Here is a 15,757-nt window from a genome sequence, read left to right as displayed (position 1 = left end):
CTAAAAAGCGTAAAAGTACCAGTTGTGCCAAGACTACATGTAAGAGAAACTCATTGAAAACCATCGCTATTTTAGGACCAACAGCTTCAGGGAAAACTGCTCTTTCCATAGAATTTGCTCTGAAATATAACGCACATATTTTATCGCTTGATTCTCTGAGTATTTACCAAGAAATTGATATTGCTTCTGCTAAACCAAGCCTTGATGAACGCCAAGGAGTTCATCATTATGGCATGGATGTCCTATCTCCTAGTGAGCATTTTGATGTAACCATGTTTTTTGATCTTTACAAAGAGGCACATGAAGCTTCTTTGCGAGAGGGAAAAAACCTTATTATCGTAGGTGGTACAGGGTTTTATCTCAAAGCTATGATGGATGGGCTCAGTTCGAAACCTCAAATATCGTTACATGTAAAAGAAAAAATCGATCAACAGCTGTTGAATTTAGAAGCTTCGTATGCTTTGATACTCGAGCATGACCAAGCTTATGCGAATAAAATTTCTTCCAATGATCGCTACCGCATTGAAAAGTGGCTGGAGATATTTTTAACCACAAACGAAATACCTTCCTGGTATCTTTTAAATGCTAAACAAGAGCCCATTATTAAAGACATTACCTTATTTGAGATAGAAACACCCAAAGAGATTTTAGCTCAAAAAATTGCCTTACGAACAGCGCTGATGATTAAAGCAGGACTCATTGATGAAGTCTTTAGCTTAGAAAAACGTTATACAAGGGCACCTCAATGTATGAAAGCTATTGGGATTAAAGAGGTACTGGATTATTTTGATGGTAGATTCAAAATTTCAGGGCTTGAAGAGCGTATCACCTTTAATACATTGCATCTAGCCAAACGCCAGCGCACCTTTAATGCTTCTCAATTTCCACCCCATATCCAAGGTGATATCAAGCATCTTTTTAACACTATTGAAACGTATTTTAAATCATAATTATACAGGTAAAATAAATGGAAATAATCAATCACAACTATATTAATGGTGAATTTGTCAACATTGATTCAAATGAGAGCTTAACACTCAAAAATCCTACGACAGAGCAAGAAATTGCTCAAATTTACTTAAGTACTCCCTCTGAAATGAACCAAGCCATTGAATGTGCATCCAAAACATTTGAATCATTTTCACAAACATCGATTGATGAGCGAATGGAAATTTTACAACGTATCCATGATGAACTCATCAAGCACGAAGAAACATTGATTGACCTAGCTGTTTTAGAATTTGGTGCAACCATAACAACGACACGCAGACGGACTAAAAATGCGATCAATCTCTTTTTAGTCATCAAAGAAGAACTTAAAAATTATGACTTTATCAAAAAAGATGCCTACTCTTTGACACTCAAAGAAGGAGTGGGGGTTATTGGTGTTATTATTCCTTGGAATGCAAATCTCGCTCACTTGTGTAGCAATATCGCTCCTGCCATTGCGCTTGGCTGTACACTAGTGATTAAACCCAGTGAATTTAATGCCCTAGAGACACAAGCGTTTTTAGAGTGTTTACATAAGGCTAAAATTCCAAATGGCGTTGTTAATGTTATCCAAGGAACTGGTGAGATTGTAGGTGAAGTTTTAACGAAACATCCACTTGTGAATGCCATTTCATTTATTGGCAGTACGAAAACAGGAAAAAAAATCTTTGAAAACTGCTCTAAAACTATTAAACGAATGACCCTTGAACTAGGCGGAAAATCTCCAACCATTCTCCTAGAAGATGCTAATTTACAAGAAGTTATCCCCCAGGTTTTAAGCAGTGCCTATAGCAATAGCGGTCAAGCTTGCCATGCAGGAAGTAGGCTGTTAGTTCCAAAATCAAAACTTCAAGAAGTGGAAAATTTACTTCTTCAAAATATCCATAAGCTCAAAATTGGAGACCCAAAACAGGAAGAAACACAAATTGGTCCTATGATCAATCAAACACAGTTTAATACCGTGCAATCTTACATCAAGAGTGGTATTGAAGATGGTGCAAAACTTCTGTGTGGTGGTCTTGGAAGAGCGGAAGGATTTCAGAAAGGGTATTTTGTCAAACCAACTGTTTTTATCTGCACCGACGAGACATTGAAAATCGTTCAAGAAGAGATATTTGGTCCTGTCTTATGTGTTCTGCCTTATGAAAATGAGCAAGAAGCTCTCCAGATAGCCAATAATACTATTTTTGGACTTTCCGCGTATGTTTTCTCTAACGATGAGACCAAAGCACTTGCATTTGCTAATCATATACGAACGGGAAGAGTTTTGATCAATACCGCTACATCCAAAGCAAAAACCCCTCCCTTCGGTGGTATGAAACAATCAGGACTTGGAAGAATGGGGGGAAAATACTCCATGGATGCATTCTGCGAGATAAAATCAATCCTTTTTTAATACCTTCTCTTACGGTATGAGATCAAGATTTTGTTGGCAAATGCTCTTCCATGAGCTGTTATCGTTAATAGAGACACATTGTGTAAAGTAAGATTTGGCTTTGTTCGAATCTTGTAATTTTAAACTTAACTCTCCCGCTTGATAGAAGAGTCGTATTTTATCCTTAGGGGCTAAAGACTGAGGCAAGAGTCCTTCCGCAAGCGTGAGTGCTTCTTGGTCGCGTCCCAATCGTTTGAGTGCATCTATGTACATAAACTCCAATTCTGGGCTAAGAGCATTGGATTTAAACTTCTTTTGCATTTCAATACTCGTTTGTGCATATGTCACAAGAAGAAGATCATTTTTAGCATCATTGGCCATTTTGACAATTTCATAATAAATATCCAAATTGCTTGATTCATCAGGATAGAGAATTTTAATACTCTCAGCAAGTGAAGCTGCACCTTCTAGATTTTTAAGTTTTGTCAACGAGAAGAAGAGGTCACGAATTGTCTCCAACCCAATTTTTTCTCGCAATGTAAAGGAAAGTGTTTTCAGATCTTCTTTGAAGGCAAGAGCATCTTGATATTTTCCCATTTTAAAAAGCACTTGAACCTGTTTTTGTGACCATGCGTAACGACTGATTAGTTGTGCATCTTTAAGATGTGTATCTGAAATCTCTTTGGCTCGATCATAACGTGAAACACGCATAAAACATTGAAACAATTTCTCTTCATATTGCGGTTCATTGATTTGAAGTTTATACTCTTCTATAAGTCCAACTGTATTTTGACACTCATCTTTGAGGAGCTCTTGCAACGCAAGAGATTTTGCCGCTTCATAAATCAACTCTTCAGGTTTAATTTCATAACGATCGGGTAGCTTCTCAAGATCTTTTTGTAACTTTAATACCTCTTCATAACGTTTTTGTTTGAGCAGTAATTTTGCTTTTTCTAACAATGCTTTTTGCCCAATTTCATTGTTATACGTCTCAATTAATTTATCATAATAATTAGCCAGTTTTGTTTCATTATTTTCATTCAGTTTAAAAAAGAGTTCATCCAAACTCTCTGTTACCTCTTGAACATACTCACCACTATTCTTATAATCTGCCAAATACTCTTGATAGCGTGCATGAGCCACTTCTACTTCATTGGCTTTGGCATGCCAATCCCCACTCTCTTTAAGAAGCAACTCTCGATTATCAGCTTTTTTAGGGGTATTTTCTAACAACAAATCTGTAATCTTAGCCGCTAAATCATAAAGGTGATGTTCAAAAAGCCTTCGTGCTAATTTATAACTTGCCTCTTTATCTTTGAGTAAATATTGGGCATTCACATTGAGCACTTTAAGCAAATACTCTTTGGCTTCTTTCATTTTGCCCGCATCCATTTGGTGGTCACTCAAACGAATCGCTGCTTCTGAAGCAATGTCTAAATCTTGTGCGCTGAAGAGAACATCTAAGTAAAGTTTCATCGCTTTATCTTTCTCTTTTTTAAGGAAAAGATTATCAGCATACAGTAAAATTGCACGTTTGGTGAAAGGACTATCGGAATGTTCTCCTACTAAAATATCAAGCGCATAATTTGCATCTGATTTCGAATTCGTTTTCAAATAGGCTTTTGTCATCAACATTAAAACTTCAGGAATATTTTCATCGCTAGCAAACTCTTTACTCCACCTTTTCGCGACATTAATAATGTCATTTTCATTAAAGGATAAAGTATCAGTTTTATCTTCGCCCTTTGCACTTAAGACCTTGTCCATAGAGCGCATCTGATAAAGTTCTAATTCACTGCGAAAAATGGAGTTAGGAAATAGTGTTAAAACACGTTTCACATCTTTAACAACACTGTCATAATCACCGCTCTCATACGATTGCTTAATATCTAAATAAAGTTGAATATCTTTACTTTGCGCATAAGAAATAGGTGCACCATTAAGATCAAGTGCCCCTATATAAGGTTTTTGATATTTAGGAAATTCTACAGGGAAATCCAGTCCATCTAAAACCTCTTTTTCTTGATATAAAGGTTTTTCTTGCAATAAAATTGTCCAGTGGGAATATAATGTTTCTGTAGGTTTACTTAAAATTTCACTGGTATCGTATAAGCTCTCTTCCACAGGCACTAATTTTGAATCAACTTTAGGATCTATCGTAATATAAAAGTCACCATCTTTCTCGTAAAAATCAAGTTCCGCAAGCTTCATTTTTTTTGATTCTATGGGTTTATTAATAGGTCGGCTGATTTTACAAATATAGTGTTTTTTATCAAGAGCATCCGGTATAGTTTGGCAGAGAAAGGGCTTTGCATCGATTACATGTAAAATAGCATAATTTGATTTGTTCTCTTTACCACTGTTTAAAACAATATCCAGTGCGAGAAGTTGTACTGATGCTAAAAGGAAGATGAGTATGTATTTCATGCCTATATTATAGCAAAATAAGGGGATTTTCACCCCTTATTTAAAAACCGCTGGCAGTAACGTATTTGGTAATAATTATTAATAAAGGTTCTACAAATACAATAGCAAACATTGTGATAATAGCGGCAACACCTACAATAACTTTAAGAGGTGTTGAGGCATTCGTTGCATAAAGTGCGGCATCAGCTCTAACAGGATCTGGATCTTTTAAAAACATATAGATGACTAACTTCATATAATAATAAATGGCAATAGCACTATTAAGGACAATAATAATGGCTAATGAAATATACTCACTGTTAATGGCTGCACTAATAAGATAAAGCTTACCCCAAAAGACAGAAAATGGAGGCATACCCGCAAGGGCAAACATAAAAATACCCATTATCGTTGCTGTTGTAGGCATGATTTTAACCAAACCTGAGAACTTCGCATACGGATGTTGATAACGCTCATCCCAAAGGTTTTTTGGGTGTCTGACAATCCAAAGCATTGTAAATGCACCCAAGTTGGTAAACATAAACAAAATCCAGTACAAGAATAGCGCTGTATTGGCTTGAGTCGTACCAATTAAAATCGCTGCCATCATAAATCCAGCATGTGAAATAGAGCTAAATGCTAGCATTCTTTTGACATCATCTTGTACCAGTGCTGTCAAGTTTGCAAGTGTCATTGTTAAAACAACTGTGATATATAAAATGTTCTCTAACCAAACAACGCCTGAGCTTACCAGCATTTCAAACAAACGTATAGCAACAACAAAACCTGCAATTTTTGGTACAACAGACATATATCCTGCGAGTGGAGCTGAACTCCCTTCATAAACATCGGGTGTCCATGTATGAGACGGCACAAGGGAAAGTTTAAATCCAAGAGCCCCTAACATAAACACGGTTGCTGCAAGGACACCAATAAGTGGTTCAAACTCTCTTTGCATTAAAATTTTTTCAATTTGATTAATCTCAACACTGCCAGTTAAGGCATAAAAGATAAGCGCTGAAATACCGTAAAAACTTGCGGCTAATGCTCCCATGGTGAAATATTTAATAGCTGCCTCAAATGCTTTTGCACGATTGTGCATTGCTATCAAAGTGTAAAGAGCAAGGCTTGAAGTTTCAAGACCGATAAAAATCAATATAAGGTTATCACTTACCACCATAAATTGGAAACCTACAATCATAAACATGAAGAGAGCATAAAACTCTGCCATTCTAAATTCTTTAAAATGTCGATGGCTAAGCGAAAGAGGTAAGAAAAAAGCTGATGCAACAAGAATAATCACTTGTGCAATAATGGAGATACCATCGACAAGCATTACATCAAAAAAGCCACGCGCTGGTCCATTATAACCAAGAACGGCACCACAATCTAATATGATGAAAAGAATTGTAAACATTGTTAAAAAACTACGGTTTAACCCTTTGACTGCCAAATCAATACAAATAACGGCAAGAGCTCCTATCGTTAAAATTGCCATAGGAAGAAGTGCCGGAAGATTGAGGCTTGCCATATCAATCGAAATAGGCTCTAACATTAGTGTGTTCCTCCTATAGTATTGGCTTTAATGATAAGATCTTTTGTCGTTTGCTCTACCGCCTTTTGTTCCATTAAAACAAGCATTTTTTGAACACTCATATCGATGACACTTAAGACTGGTTTTGGATAAACACCTAAAATTGCCACAAGCGCTACTAAAGGAATCAATGCAGTAAGTTCTTTACTATTTAAATCATTCAGTGTTTTATTTTCTTCATGAACAACTGGACCAAAAAATGATTTTCTATAAAGAACCATCATATAGACAGCCCCTAAGATAATTCCCGTTCCTGCAAAAAGTGTCATCAGCCAATTGATGCGGTAAAATCCTGCCAATGATAAAAATTCTCCAACAAAGCCAATCGTCAAAGGAAGTCCTACTGAAGCCATCAACATAATGCCGTAAATCGTTGCAAAATTTGGCATCACTGAAGCAAGTCCACCAAAATCACGCATCATTTTTGTATGGCGACGATCGTAAATAACACCCACTAACATAAACAGTGCACCACTCACAATACCATGACTGAGCATTAAAAAAATTGAGCCAGTGATACCTTCCGCATTCATTGCAAATGTTCCTAATATAACAATTCCCATATGAGAGATGGAACTATATGCAATAACTTGTTTCATATCTTCTTGTGCATATGCAATCATCGCAGCATAAATGACCATAATGATACAAATAGTTGCAACTGGTATTAAGAAATAGGCTGAAGCATCTGGAAAAAGCGGAAGTGAAAAACGCACAAAACCATAACTTCCCATTTTTAAAAGTACCGCGGCTAAGATGATCGAACCAATGGTTGGGGCTTGTCCATGTGCATAGGGTAACCATGTATGAAAGGGGAACATAGGTACTTTAATCGCAAAGGCTAAGAAAAATGCTCCAAAGAGCCATAATTGTGTTTCAAAGGGGACTTGCAATAAATACCAATCAGGAAGTGCAAAACTCCAAATGCCTGTCGCCTCATGGTATAAAAAGCCCATATACAATATGCCTACCAGCATTAAAACAGAACCTGCAAACGTATAAAGAAAAAACTTGATAGCGGCATACACGCGGTTCACACTTCCCCATGCACCAATAATATAAAGCATTGGTACCAAAGAGAGCTCCCAAAAGGCATAAAACCAAATAACATCTAAGATCACGAAAACACCCACCATCGTCATCTCTAAGAAAAGAACGGAGATAATTAAATTCTTAATCTCATTTTTAATACTCAGCGCTATAAATGCAATCATCGTAATAAACGTTGATAAAATAATCAAGAAAAGCGAAATACCATCCACTCCGAGATAATAACTCATACCAAAACTTGGTACAAAAGGATAATACTCCACAAACTGATAGCCTGCGTTTGAACTATCAAAGCCAATCCATAAAACGATGGAAAGAAAAAATTCAATGGCGCTAACACTGATGCCATACGCCCTAATACTCTCTTTTGTGACCAAAAAGCCTAAGAGTCCTGCCATCGCTGGAAAAAATACAAGAAGCGATAAAATATGTTCCATGCCCTACTCCCTACACCATTGGTCTATAAAAAAGTGCAAGAGCAAGTAAAACAACCATACCTACAACCATCCATCTGAGCATATCAGAAAGATTTCCGCTTTGCATTTTCCTGGCATTTTGCCCTGTTGAATACACTATTTTAGCAATTAAATCCACTGTAAAATCCACAATCTTTGTATCTATTTTCAACCATGCAAATCGTGCAATAGAAGTAAAAGGACGCATAATGTAAAGTTCATATAGTTTAGGTATGTAGTATTGATTACTGAGTAACTTATAACCTATACTCCCTTCCCATGACTTTGGAAAACCTCCACGTTTGTACATAAAAACAGCAAAGGCAATACCGCTAAGGGCAATGCCTAATGTTCCAGCAATTAGCAGTGCTTCCGTCCCGTGTGCAATGTGAATTTCATACTGTGCTAAAAGGCGAGTTACAAAACCTTCAAAGGTATGCTCTAAAAAGCCTGCAACAACCGCTAAAAGTCCTAATGGAAGCATCGCATAAATAACAAAGGGTTGTGCATCATGTGGATGTAAACCGTATTTCACATACTCTTTCTCTCCGAAGAAAACGAGCATTACTAAACGAAAACTGTAAAAGGCGGTCAATCCCGCTCCTATAAAGAGTGCAAACCATAAAAAATATGCACCTTCATTGAAGGCAACTTCTAAAATTTTATCTTTGGAAAAAAATCCTGCAAATGGGTAAATTCCTGCCAATGCTACAGAAGCTACACTCATTAAGATAGCCGTTGCTTTCATGGAACCATACAAACCACCCATCTTTTTGATGTTCAATTCATCGTGCATCGCGTGCATAACGTTACCTGCACCTAAAAAGAGCAGCGATTTAAAGAAAGCGTGTGTCATTAAATGAAACAGTGCAATCCAATAAGCACCCAATCCTGCTGCTACAAACATGTACCCTAGCTGTGAAAGGGTTGAGTAGGCGATGATACGTTTAAGATCATTATTGACAAGTGCCATGGATGCGGCAAAAACGGCTACAAAAGCGCCTAAAGATGCGATGGCAAAGCCAACATCTGGAATCAATGTATACATTTCACCACAGCGAATAACCAAATAAACACCTGCTGTTACCATCGTTGCCGCATGAATCAAAGCAGAAACTGGCGTTGGACCTTCCATCGCATCGGCAAGCCATGTATGGAGTGGAAACTGCGCTGATTTACCCATTGCACCGATGAATAAAAATAATCCAATCGTTGCAAGAAGTACCGGATCCATCGTTTTGACACTTGCAAAAACATCATCGTATTGAAATGATCCAACGGTCCAATAAATAAGGAAGAGACCCATCAGCATTCCTAGATCGGCAATGCGGTTCATAATAAAGGCTTCATTGGCTGCCCAAGAAGCTGAGTGCCTTTCGTACCAAAAACCAATGAGTAACCATGAACAGAGACCCACACCTTCCCAGCCGATAAAAAGACCTACGAAGTTATCACTCATAACCAAAATCATCATTGAAAAAACAAAAGCTGACAGGTAAGAGAAAAAACGGTTAAAACTCTTGTCATGATCCATATAGCCAATTGAATAAACATGAACAATGGTCGAAACCAAGGTTACCGTCACCATCATAATCACGGAAACTTCGTCCACAACAAAGCCAAAAGGAACCTCTAGATTACCAGCTGCAATCCAGTCCATCATCGTTACATGTAAAGGGCCATAGGTATTCACATTAATCAACAAAATAAAAGATGCAACCATTGATGTAGCAATAAGTAAAGAAGCAATAATTCCCGTCATGAGCATCTTTGGGCGTGCCGCAAACAGAGCCACAAACAATGAGCTTACTAACGGAGCAAAAAGTGCGGTGTAAAGATAGTTTTCCATACTTAGCCTTTCATCGTCTGAAGGTTATTAAGATCAACTGAGCCGTTGCGCTTGTACCATAAGATCAGAAGTCCAAGACCAACTGCTACTTCACTTGCGGCAACCGCAATAATAAAAAAAGCGAACATTTGTCCGGTAAGATCTCCATAGTATTTTGAAACTGCTACAAAGCCAACATTAATGGCATTCAATAAAATCTCCGTTGAGAAAAAAAGCATTAAAAGGTTGGTCCGTCGCATCACACCGACAAGTCCAATGGAAAATAAAATACCTGCTAATACAAGGTAATGTGTTAAGGTGATCATTTAGTCTCCTTTGGATATTCGATTTCATTCTCTTCCATAGCTAAGTATTCATCCATACGCTTACTTGCAAGAACAATACCCGCAATCATTGCTACCAAAAGCATAATAGCCGCTAACTCAAAGGGTACTAAATATTTGGTAAAGAGAACCACACCGATCATTTGTACATTGCCAACAGTGTCAATGGATGGATACATGGCTTCAATCTCTTCAGATGCTAACGGTGCACACAAAATCGTTACAACTAAAATTGCACTGATTACAGAAAGCGTATAGGCAATTTTTTTTGAACGCATTTTTTCACTAACATCACGTGTTGTATCAAAAAACATCATACCAAACGCATACAGAGCCATAATCGCACCCGAATAAACGACGATTTGAACCACTCCTAAAAACTCGGCATCTAAAATAAAAAAGAAACCCGAGATAAAAATCATTCCACCGGCTAAGGCACTCATGGCATAGAGTGCGTTAGAGCTCATCACCACAATGCCAAACATACCGATGGTGAGTGTGGCAAAAACATAAAACGCTATAATTTCATACATGGCTACCTCAATACGCTAATGGTGTTTGTTTTACATTGTCATCGGCATTATCACTTAATGCACCAAATCCTGGAAATTCTTTTTGTTGTTTGGCTTTAAAAGTATCAAGCGGCGTTAACATATCCTCTTTAAGGCCAAAATGAGCACGCTGTTCACTTGCGTTTTCATACTCTACCCCGTGTACAATCGCAAGCTCAGGACACACTTCAGCACAATATCCACAAAAGATACAACGCCCAAAGTTAATGCTGTATTCACTCACAACTTTACGGCTTTTCTCATCGATATGTGTGTCCATGCGAATACAATTCGAGATACAAATTTTTTCGCACAATCCACACCCGATACAGCGTTCACTGCCACTTTCAAATAAACGAAGTAAGCGATGAATAGCTCTGTACCGTGGACTCATTTCATATTTTTGGGCAGGATACTGAATCGTGTGAATATCAAAACGAATCATCTCCCTTAAAACAATCCATAGCCCCACAAAAAGTTCACCTTTTAGGCTTCGTTTTACCACTTTTTTAAAAGCTTGCCAACCGTTTTCTGGCTTTTCTTCACCTTCAAAAAAGATGTATCCAGGGGCACAATTTCGTTGTGTAAAATCTTTTAGTTCCATCCTCGCCTCCTAAATCAGCACAAAGCCCGTAATCAAGATATTGACTACGGCTAAAGGCATCAACACTTTCCAACAGACCCACATCAATTGATCAGGTCTAATATGTGGCCATGCTGCTCTTACCCACAAGAAAAGGAAAATCCACAGAGAAACTTTCACTAACATTACGATAGAACCAGGGATAAACCAAATTGGATTGTAGCCACCCATGAAGATAATACTGACAAGCACTGAAATAGTGATCATATTGGCATATTCACCAATGAAAAAGAGACCCCAACGCATGCCTGAATACTCCGTTGCGTAGCCCGCAACGACTTCGGCTTCAAATTCGATTGTATCAAAGGGCGCACGATTCGTTTCCATGAATCCTGCCATCGCAAAAAGAATAAAGGCTAAAGGTTGTTTCCAAATCAGCCAATGACTCATGCCTCCAACTTGATAGTCGTTGATATCAATTAAAGAGAGTGAACCAATGAGCATAATTGGAGCAAGTACCGACAAACCACTCACGACTTCAAATGAAAGCATCTGAACCACGGCGCGCGCTGCACCCAAAAGTGACCATTTGTTGGCACTACTCATACCAGCAAGGAGCGGTCCATAAATTCCCACCGATGCCACACCCATAACATACAGAAGCGCTACGTTAATGTCCGAAATAATAGGATGAATCACATAACCAAAAAGTGTAAATTCAGGAAAATAAGGCACCGCAGCCATTGCTACGAATGCCGTGACTGCTGCAATGACAGGTGCAATCATAAAGATCGGTTTCACTGCATTTTGAGGGATAATATCCTCTTTGGTGAAGAGCTTAATACCATCGGCCGCCAGTTGTAACAAACCATACGGCCCCACATTCATAGGTCCAAGACGTCGTTGCATAAAAGCGAGCACTTTTCGTTCAATAAACGTTGCAAATCCAGCCATAGCTGCCACAATGGACACAACGATTACGGCTTTGACAATGGTTTCAACCACAATGGCTGCTTCAAGCATGTTCAACTCCTTTTATCACGACGTGAGCAAAGCGGTAACCCTCTTTAAAGAACGGCGCGGTATCAATTTTGGTATCAAATGTTGGAAGATAGGCAATCAGTCCATCAATCATCTTCTCTTCTTTCACAGCAATGACCAATTTTGCACCTACATCATTTTCTAACGTAACCACAGAGCCATCATGAAGCCCTTTGGCCTCTAAAAAAGCGGTCGAAACATACAGTGCTCCCGCTTCGTTTAACTGATGTGCTTTGTTGGTAAAAGCACTAAATTGATGCACGGGGTTGGCCCTGTAAACCACGTCACCCTCTTTACATGTAAAGCTGGCTATTGGCTCAATATTATCTTTACATGTAAAAGTTTGAGAGGTCAGTGCATAGCCACGATTTTCAGTACCATCGTTTTCAAAACGGTTGGGTAACGTGTCAAATTTTTCGGCAAGAAATCCCTTTTCAGTCGGTAAATAAGGGGTATAATCAATCGTCCACTCTGCTTCTAACCCCAATGCATTAGCAATGTCATTGAGACAATACCCTTTAAATGGCAATGCCGCATTGGTTGGGACCACGCGTTTATTCATTGATGTAAATGTTCCCTCTTGTTGATTAAGAGCAGGCATATCCAAATCACCCTTGCCTAGAGCGCTTAGTGTAAAGTCACCTCTAACGTTATAGCCAAGGCTAAAGTTGCCTTTTGTTTCATCTAAATCACAAATGAGTGAAACACCGAGTGTATTGGTACGTGATGGGATAATAACCAATTTAAATGCAGTAAATCGCTCGATCAAGCCTAGCAGTTTAGCGATATTTTCTGCTCTTGGATGATTAAAGAGATCTTCACCTGCAATCAAACTAAAGTTATCTTTTTTATCCAGAAGCTTGGTAATTTTCTCTATCAAATCCGCTTCCGCGCCGATGAGCTCCACCAAAGCATTGGTATCGACTTCAATCTCCGTATCTACCATTTTGGTGATGGTTTTAACAACCTCTTTTTCCTCACCACTCGCTTCGTCTTTGACCATCTCTTTGATCTCTTCTTTGACGCTCTCTTGAATGGTCTTTTTCTCGACCCTGTGGAAAGAGTTCAAATACTCCACAACACTTTTTGGCATCGCCTCTTTGTCGCCAAAAAGATCGAGTAAGAGGTAAGCAATGGCTTCTTCCGCACCAATTTTATGGGTGACACTGAGTAGATTTTTAGAGTATCCAGCAACGATTGGGTCAGCCACAGGGTGGAAATAAAGTCCAGCCCCTTTATTCATGCCAATCGCATTGTTCATCGCATAACCCGCATTAGGGCTGTCTGTTTTAATCGCAGATCCTATACTGACCACAAAATTACTTTCAGAAATACTTTTCAAATCGCCACTGTAAAGGCTTGACCCCGCCGTGCTTGCAAAATTTTTGAGGAAGTTTTGATACGCTTTGGCATCTTCATTGACTAACTTAAAGCCAAATTTCTCTTTGAGTTTTTGCAAAATCATTGCTTCTTCATTGGTCATGTAACTGTCAAAAACGATCGTGTCGACTTTGGTTTGAAGCAGTTCCACTACTTTGGAAAAAGCTTTTTCATCTTTACATGTAACCTCATTTTGGAAGTCAAAGCCATAGCGTGCGGCGGCATGAAGCGGTGCGTAGTTGTGGTCACTATTGACACGGTAAATTTTTGGCTCAGAATTTTCAATGCTAGTATGCTTTACATCGTAATAAAGAAGCGAGCAATCTGAACTGTGTGGATTAGATGCTGGAATTTTTTTAAGCTCCCACGCATTGGAAGTGTATTGGAAGTCTGAGCCCACGAGTGCGCCCACTGGACACACCGCCGTACACTCACCACACTGTGTACAGTCTAAAGTTTCAGCTCCGCTGGCAACGCCGATGATGGATTTTTGGAGTTTATTCCACATCGCATAAGCGTCTTTTTCAGTTTTATCTTTCCATGATTTATCAAGCTCTGCTCCACCACGAGGAACGGTTTTAAGGGCAGATTCACCGATCATATCTTTACAGACCGTGACACAACGCTCACAGACGATACACAACGATGCGTCGTAATGGATTTTACCCCATTGTTTCGTTGGGCGATGTGTGTCAGCGATGCAGTGATGTTGGCTATCTACACCCATATGCAAGGTGTAGTTCTGAAGCTCACATTCACCGCTTTGGTCGCACACACCACACTCTAAGGGGTGGTTAATGTCGTAGATCTCCATAATCGCACGACGCTCTTTTTCGATTTCCTCTGTTTTGGTGATGACGGTCATGCCCTCTTTGACACGTGCGTTACAGCTGTACGCCCGCTTACCATCAATGTCCACCAAACACAAACGACATGCTAACGTGGGCGAACAGTTGGTCACATAACAGAGCGCGGGAATAAAAATATCATTTCTGCGCGCAACACCTAAAACGTATTCACCCTCTTGGGCTGTACACTGTTTTCCATCTATGGTTATTAAAACATCGCTCATTGCACTTCTGCCTTCACTATTTTTACTACATGGTAGGGATAGCTCGAATCCGCTTTCGCACAGGGCATTAAAGCGATCACGCCTTTTAAACTATCGTCGCGTACAAAGGTGCGAGGATAGACCTCTTGGTTGATAGTCACACTGATTTTATCGCTATTTTGTACTTTGGCTGCCATTTGAAACTGGGCGGAACCTATGAGAAGTTGCTCTTCATCCGCTTTTGTTATAGGGCATTGATAGACAACAACCCCATCAAAGCTTTTTAACTCTGCAACCTCATCTAATGCAGTTTCACTCTTAGATGTTACGATCATTTCAGGTGTGCTACCTACAACCAATAACTTTGCTTTGCCATACTTTGCGATTAATCCTGCAAGGTGCGCTATAGCAGAAGCTCTTGGATGACATACAAGATCCTCTCCTAACACGAACAACACATGACTCGCCTCTTGATACAACGCTTCAATCTCTTCGATTTCTTCTTCACCAAGATTACTCTCAGCGCTGATATACCCTTCATCAAGCTCTTCAAAATAGTTTTTGATATGCTCTGGAATCTTTACATGTAAAAGAAAACTTTTTGCTAAAAGTGCAAATACACCCTCTTCTGAACCTACTTCATAACGGCTAAAGAAAGCACTTTTTGCAACCAAGGTTGGGTCTTCCATCGTAAAAAGATAGACCATGTGAGCATCACTAGCACGTAAGTTTTCAAAAAGTGTTGCATCATAGCGGGAAGGCAGTGTTCCCACACAGATAATAAGATCAAATCCTTTACATGTAAATGCAAATTGCTCATTATTGGATTGATTTAAGCCCTTTATAAATTGCTTCGTTGCCATTACGCTACTTCACTTTTTACTTTTTTAACAACAATCGTCCAGTCGGCTTCATTAAACTTCAAAGAGTTCATCAGTGTCCAGCCTGCCTCTTTAATCACATCCGCGCTTTTTTGAATAGGAGAGAAATCACCGATTTCAAACATAAAGATAGAAACCTCACCCAAGGAAGTCTCATCAATGATCTCAAGCATACGTCCGTAAAAATCATCGCCCAAATGGCGTAAATCATAACGTTGCATTCTCTCT

At 39.0% G+C, this 15,757-nt stretch carries 13 protein-coding genes; 2 read left to right on the top strand and 11 right to left on the bottom strand.

The window, feature by feature from the left end:
* Nucleotides 1–53 precede the first annotated feature (53 nt).
* The gene (miaA, locus tag FA584_RS00840) at nt 54–950 is read left to right on the top strand and encodes a tRNA (adenosine(37)-N6)-dimethylallyltransferase MiaA (protein ID WP_167749980.1); all 897 of its coding nucleotides are present in this window, start codon (nt 54–56) and stop codon (nt 948–950) included.
* Between the two features lie 17 nt (nt 951–967).
* Nucleotides 968–2,386 carry an aldehyde dehydrogenase family protein gene (locus FA584_RS00835; RefSeq protein ID WP_167749979.1) on the top strand — a complete coding sequence of 473 codons (1,419 nt, stop codon included), beginning with the start codon at nt 968–970 and terminating at the stop codon, nt 2,384–2,386.
* A 9-nt stretch (nt 2,387–2,395) separates the two neighbouring features.
* Here the strand turns inward: FA584_RS00835 and FA584_RS00830 are convergent, their stop codons facing one another.
* Genes FA584_RS00830 through FA584_RS00780 form a run of 11 tightly spaced genes read right to left on the bottom strand, consistent with a single transcriptional unit; the run spans nt 2,396 to nt 15,750 of the window.
* Nucleotides 2,396–4,792, bottom strand: coding sequence for a DUF7494 domain-containing protein (locus FA584_RS00830; RefSeq protein WP_167749978.1), 2,397 nt, complete (start codon nt 4,790–4,792; stop codon nt 2,396–2,398).
* Between the two features lie 40 nt (nt 4,793–4,832).
* Entirely contained in the window at nt 4,833–6,326 is a 1,494-nt protein-coding gene (nuoN, locus tag FA584_RS00825) for an NADH-quinone oxidoreductase subunit NuoN (RefSeq protein ID WP_167749977.1), read from the bottom strand.
* On the bottom strand, nt 6,326–7,852 hold the full coding sequence (locus FA584_RS00820) for an NADH-quinone oxidoreductase subunit M (protein WP_167749976.1): 1,527 nt from the start codon (nt 7,850–7,852) through the stop codon (nt 6,326–6,328). Before FA584_RS00820 ends, nuoN begins: the two co-directional genes overlap by 1 nt.
* Before the next feature lie 10 nt (nt 7,853–7,862).
* A complete protein-coding gene (gene nuoL / locus FA584_RS00815; protein WP_167749975.1) occupies nt 7,863–9,719 on the bottom strand; it encodes an NADH-quinone oxidoreductase subunit L in 1,857 nt (618 codons plus the stop codon).
* Nucleotides 9,720–9,721: 2 nt separating this feature from the next.
* Nucleotides 9,722–10,024 (bottom strand): NADH-quinone oxidoreductase subunit NuoK, encoded by a 303-nt coding sequence (nuoK, locus tag FA584_RS00810; RefSeq protein ID WP_087437470.1) that lies wholly within the window; start codon nt 10,022–10,024, stop codon nt 9,722–9,724.
* On the bottom strand, nt 10,021–10,575 hold the full coding sequence (locus FA584_RS00805; protein ID WP_087437469.1) for an NADH-quinone oxidoreductase subunit J: 555 nt from the start codon (nt 10,573–10,575) through the stop codon (nt 10,021–10,023). The genes nuoK and FA584_RS00805 overlap by 4 nt, the downstream gene beginning before the upstream one ends.
* A 7-nt stretch (nt 10,576–10,582) precedes the next feature.
* Nucleotides 10,583–11,197, bottom strand: coding sequence for an NADH-quinone oxidoreductase subunit NuoI (gene nuoI, locus FA584_RS00800; RefSeq protein ID WP_167749974.1), 615 nt, complete (start codon nt 11,195–11,197; stop codon nt 10,583–10,585).
* Nucleotides 11,198–11,206: 9 nt separating this feature from the next.
* On the bottom strand, nt 11,207–12,199 hold the full coding sequence (gene nuoH, locus FA584_RS00795; RefSeq protein WP_167749973.1) for an NADH-quinone oxidoreductase subunit NuoH: 993 nt from the start codon (nt 12,197–12,199) through the stop codon (nt 11,207–11,209).
* The gene (locus FA584_RS00790; protein ID WP_167749972.1) at nt 12,192–14,669 is read right to left on the bottom strand and encodes an NADH-quinone oxidoreductase subunit G; all 2,478 of its coding nucleotides are present in this window, start codon (nt 14,667–14,669) and stop codon (nt 12,192–12,194) included. Before FA584_RS00790 ends, nuoH begins: the two co-directional genes overlap by 8 nt.
* Nucleotides 14,666–15,511 carry a hypothetical protein gene (locus tag FA584_RS00785; RefSeq protein ID WP_167749971.1) on the bottom strand — a complete coding sequence of 282 codons (846 nt, stop codon included), beginning with the start codon at nt 15,509–15,511 and terminating at the stop codon, nt 14,666–14,668. The genes FA584_RS00790 and FA584_RS00785 overlap by 4 nt, the downstream gene beginning before the upstream one ends.
* A complete protein-coding gene (locus FA584_RS00780) occupies nt 15,511–15,750 on the bottom strand; it encodes an NADH-ubiquinone oxidoreductase subunit E family protein (RefSeq protein ID WP_096045549.1) in 240 nt (79 codons plus the stop codon). The genes FA584_RS00785 and FA584_RS00780 overlap by 1 nt, the downstream gene beginning before the upstream one ends.
* Between the last annotated feature and the right edge of the window lie 7 nt (nt 15,751–15,757).

It is taken from the genome of Sulfurospirillum diekertiae (genome assembly GCF_011769985.2).
GTDB lineage: Bacteria > Campylobacterota > Campylobacteria > Campylobacterales > Sulfurospirillaceae > Sulfurospirillum > Sulfurospirillum diekertiae.
Note: the sequence above shows the minus strand (reverse complement) of the source record. Positions and strands in the feature narration are given on the sequence as shown.